This is a genomic window from Sphingomonas bacterium, from assembly GCF_903643065.1.
Lineage (GTDB): Bacteria > Pseudomonadota > Alphaproteobacteria > Sphingomonadales > Sphingomonadaceae > Sphingomonas.
In genome coordinates this window covers 1-3,662 of record NZ_CAHJWX010000302.1, presented here as the reverse complement: position 1 = coordinate 3,662, position 3,662 = coordinate 1, and the positions used below count along the sequence as shown (strand labels likewise).

4 protein-coding genes are annotated in these 3,662 nt (G+C 68.8%); 2 read left to right on the top strand and 2 right to left on the bottom strand.

The genetic code is table 11. The features are described from left to right. Nucleotides 1-6 precede the first annotated feature (6 nt). A complete protein-coding gene (locus tag HUU95_RS10820) occupies nt 7-402 on the top strand; it encodes an EAL domain-containing protein (RefSeq protein ID WP_174280121.1) in 396 nt (131 codons plus the stop codon). Beyond that, entirely contained in the window at nt 390-791 is a 402-nt protein-coding gene (locus HUU95_RS10815) for a YybH family protein (RefSeq protein WP_174280120.1), read from the top strand. Before HUU95_RS10820 ends, HUU95_RS10815 begins: the two co-directional genes overlap by 13 nt. Nucleotides 792-794: 3 nt before the next feature. Here the strand turns inward: HUU95_RS10815 and HUU95_RS10810 are convergent, their stop codons facing one another. After that, entirely contained in the window at nt 795-1,013 is a 219-nt protein-coding gene (locus tag HUU95_RS10810; protein ID WP_174280119.1) for a hypothetical protein, read from the bottom strand. Between the two features lie 65 nt (nt 1,014-1,078). After that, nucleotides 1,079-3,662 (bottom strand): transcription-repair coupling factor (mfd, locus tag HUU95_RS10805; RefSeq protein ID WP_254602747.1); only part of this gene is annotated, 2,584 nt, incomplete at its 5' end.

The following is a 3,662-nucleotide window of genomic DNA, read 5'->3' as shown; positions in this document are numbered from 1 at the left end:
ATCTAGCTGACCGAACACGACCCGATCGCCGACCTGCCCGCCGCCGCGACGGTGCTGGCGGCCCTGCGCGAGGGAGGCGCGGCGGTCGCGCTCGACGATTTCGGGAGCGGCCATGCCGGCATCGCCTGGCTGCGCGCGCTGCCGGTCGACACGCTCAAGCTCGACGGCGAGCTGGCTTGCGCGGTGCTTGGGAGCGCGCGCGAGCGGCTGGTCGTCGGCCATGTGATCGCGATGGCGCGGGCACTCGGCCTGGCGGTGGTCGCCGAGGGCGTGGAGGACGCCGGTCACCGCGACGTGCTGGCGGCGGCGGGCGCTACGCATTATCAGGGTTTCCTGTGCGCGGGTCCGTTGGATATGGCCGCGTTGTTGACGCTGGTGGAGGATCGCGCATGCGCTGGCTGACCGGAATGACCCTGATCGCCGCCGCGCCGGCGTTGGCGCCCGTGCAGAGCCAGCTGATGACGGCGATGGAGGCGAGCGCGGCGGGATGGAACGCGGGCGATCTCGATCGCTTTATGGCCGTCTATGCCGACGATGCGACTTATGTGACGAAGGATGGGGTGCTGCGCGGCAAGGCGGCGATCACGGCGCATTACCGCGCCAGCTTCGCGGACGGCGGCAACCTGCGCGGGCAGCTCAGCTTCGAGCCGGTCGCGTTCCGCACGCTCGGCCCCGCGCAGCAGCTGATGATCGCGCGCTGGCGATTGACGGGCGGCGCGGCGGGGATGACGACGCTGGTCTGGGAGCGACGGCCGGCGGGTTGGCGGATCGTGGCGGACCACTCAAGCTGACCGTCAACGGAACTCCAGCTTCTCGATCCGCTCCTCGTGGTCGTGCATGATGCCGGCGACCGAGGTGAGCATGATCGCCAGGCCGTTGACCCGCTGCGTCAGATCTTTGCGCATCTCGCGCATGTCGGACCGCATCTCGCGCAGGTCAGACCGCATGTCCGCCATTTCCTGTCGAAGCTCTTGGAGCAGTCGCAAGGTCAGATTCTCGGGTTCGTCGGTCATGCAATCGATATAGCCGTTAAGATCAGTGGATGCGAGGCCGCCTGGCCGACTCGCTCCAAAGCGGTTCAGCCCGCCGTCTTGGCCAGCCCCTTGCTCAGCTGTAGCGCGCCGTGCAGCCGCGACTTGGCGTCCGGCCAGGCGCGGGCGAGGACAAACTTGCTGTCGGGGCGCAGCTTCGCCTGGCCGTTGAGCCGCGCGGTATAGGCGATCAGTGCCTCGACATTGGGCGGCTTGTTGTCGTGGAAGCTCACCACCACGCCCTTTGCGCCGACATCCATTTTGGCGACGCAGGCGCGCTTGGCGTTCATCTTGATCTCGATGACGCGGATCAGGTTCTCCGTCGCGTCGGGGAGGGGGCCGAAGCGGTCGATCAGTTCGGCGGCGAAGGCCTCGACCTCCTGGCTCTGATCGAGGTCGTTGAGCCGGCGGTACAGGCCCATGCGCAGATCGAGGTCCGGGACATACTCCTCCGGGATCAGGATCGGCGCGTCGACGGTGATCTGCGGCGAGAAGTCGGTCGGGCGCTTGGCGAGGCCGCCGGCCTTGGCGTCGAGGATCGCCTCTTCCAGCATCGACTGGTAAAGTTCGAACCCGACCTCCTTGATGTGCCCGGACTGCTCGTCGCCGAGCAGGTTACCGGCGCCGCGAATGTCAAGATCGTGGCTGGCGAGCTGGAAGCCGGCGCCGAGCGTGTCGAGGTCGGACAGGACCTTGAGGCGCTTCCCGGCGGTGTCGGTCATCTGTCGCTCGGGGGGCGTGACCATATAGGCGTAGGCGCGTGTCTTCGATCGACCCACGCGGCCGCGCAACTGGTAGAGCTGGGCGAGGCCGAACCGGTCGGCGCGATGCACGATCATCGTGTTGGCGGACGGGATGTCGAGCCCGCTCTCGACGATGGTGGTCGACACCAGCACCTCGAACTTGCGGTCGTAAAAGGCGCTCATCCGCTCCTCCACCTCCGTCGGGCTCATCTGGCCGTGTGCGACGACGTAGCGGATCTCGGGCACTTCCTTGCTCAGGAACTCCTCGATGTCAGGGAGGTCGGCGATGCGCGGCGTGACGAAGAAGCTCTGCCCGCCACGATAATGCTCACGCAGCAGCGCCTCGCGCAGCACCACCGGGTCCCACGGCATGATGTACGTCCTGACCGCGAGGCGATCGACCGGCGGGGTCTGGATGACCGACAGCTCGCGGATGCCGCTCATCGCCATCTGCAGCGTGCGCGGGATGGGCGTGGCGGTCAGCGTCAGCATGTGGACGTCGGCGCGCAAGGCCTTGAGCCGCTCCTTGTGCGTGACGCCGAACCGCTGTTCCTCGTCCACGACGACCAGGCCCAGCCGCTTGAAATCGATGTTCTTGGCGAGGATCGCGTGCGTGCCCACGACCACGTCGATCGTGCCGTCCTTCAGCCGCTCGCGCGTCTGGGTCGCTTCCTTGGGCGCGACGAGCCGCGACAGACGGCCGGTCTCGATCGGGAAGCCCTCGAACCGCGCCTTGAAGTTGGTGTAATGCTGGCGCGCGAGCAGCGTGGTGGGGCAGACCACCGCGACCTGCTTGCCCGCCATCGCGGCGATGAACGCGGCGCGCAGCGCGACCTCCGTCTTGCCGAAGCCGACATCGCCGACCACCAGCCGATCCATCGGCTTGCCCGCGCCCAGATCGTCGATGACGTCGCCGATCGCGCGATCCTGATCGTCGGTCTCCTCGTACGGGAAGCGATCGACAAAGGCGGGGTAGCCGGCCGCGTCGGGCTCCAGCACATCGCCCGCGTGGAGCGCGCGCTGCGCGGCGGTAGCGATCAGCTCGCCCGCGATCTCGCGGATGCGCTCCTTCATCCGGCTCTTGCGGCGCTGCCACGCCTCGCCGCCCAGCCGATCGAGCGTGGCGCCGTCCTCGCCCGAGCCGTAGCGCGAGAGCACCTCCAGGTTCTCGACCGGCACATAGAGCTTGTCGCCGCCGGCATAGGACAGGGCGACGCAATCGTGCGGGCTCTGTCCGACCGGGATGGAGGTCAGCCCTTCATAGCGGCCGATGCCATGATCGGCGTGGACGACCAGATCGCCGGGCGACAGCGACGCCAGCTCGGCCAGGAACGCGTCCGCGGACTTGCGTCGCTTGCGCCGACGGATGAGCCGGTCGCCGAGCATGTCCTGCTCGGTCAGCACGGCGATGCCGGGCGCGGTGAAGCCATGGTCGAGGGGGAGCACGACGAGGGCGACCCCGTTCAGCCCCTCCCCTTCAGGGGAGGGGTTGGGGTGGGGCCTCGCCTCAGACGCTGGCTTTGATCGAGAGGCCCCACCCCCGACCCCTCCCCTGAAGGGGAGGGGAGCAGAAGAACCCAGCGCCTCCTGCCACGTTTCGACCAGCCGCGCGCCCTTCAGCCCGTGATCCTTGAGCAGCCCGGCCAGCCGCTCGCGCGCGCCGGTGGAATAGCTGGCGAGCACCGGCCGGCGGCCGTCCTTGCCCAGCGCGGCGAGATGATCGGCCACCGCCTCGTAGACGTTGGCGCCGCCGCCGCGCTCGGGCGCGAAATCGCGCGGGCCACCGACCCCGAAATCGAGCACGGTCGCGCTCTCCGGCTCGTGGAACGGCGTCGCGAGATGCGCGCGGGCGGCGTCGAGCGCGCCCGTCCACTCCCCCGCGTCGAGG